The organism is Aliivibrio sp. S2TY2, assembly GCF_028765525.1.
GTDB classification, from domain to species: Bacteria; Pseudomonadota; Gammaproteobacteria; order Enterobacterales; family Vibrionaceae; genus Aliivibrio; species Aliivibrio finisterrensis_A.
In genome coordinates this window covers 1-244 of record NZ_JARACS010000054.1, presented here as the reverse complement: position 1 = coordinate 244, position 244 = coordinate 1, and the positions used below count along the sequence as shown (strand labels likewise).

The following is a 244-nucleotide window of genomic DNA, read 5'->3' as shown; positions in this document are numbered from 1 at the left end:
AGCTATGCGGGATCGAACCGCAGACCTCCTGCGTGCAAGGCAGGCGCTCTCCCAGCTGAGCTATAGCCCCAAAATATAATGTTATCACCAATACTTACTGGAAAAGTATTGGTGGGTCTGAGTGGATTTGAACCACCGACCTCACCCTTATCAGGGGTGCGCTCTAACCAACTGAGCTACAGACCCAACATTATGTCTCTTTTATTTTTTAACCTAATCAATCTGTGTGAACACTCATAAATCG

General features: G+C 46.3%; 1 tRNA gene. It reads right to left on the bottom strand.

Annotation, left to right across the window (positions count from 1 at the left end):
* Positions 1–109: 109 nt before the first annotated feature.
* Positions 110–186: transfer RNA gene (locus tag PVK63_RS19970), tRNA-Ile, on the bottom strand.
* Between the last annotated feature and the right edge of the window lie 58 nt (positions 187–244).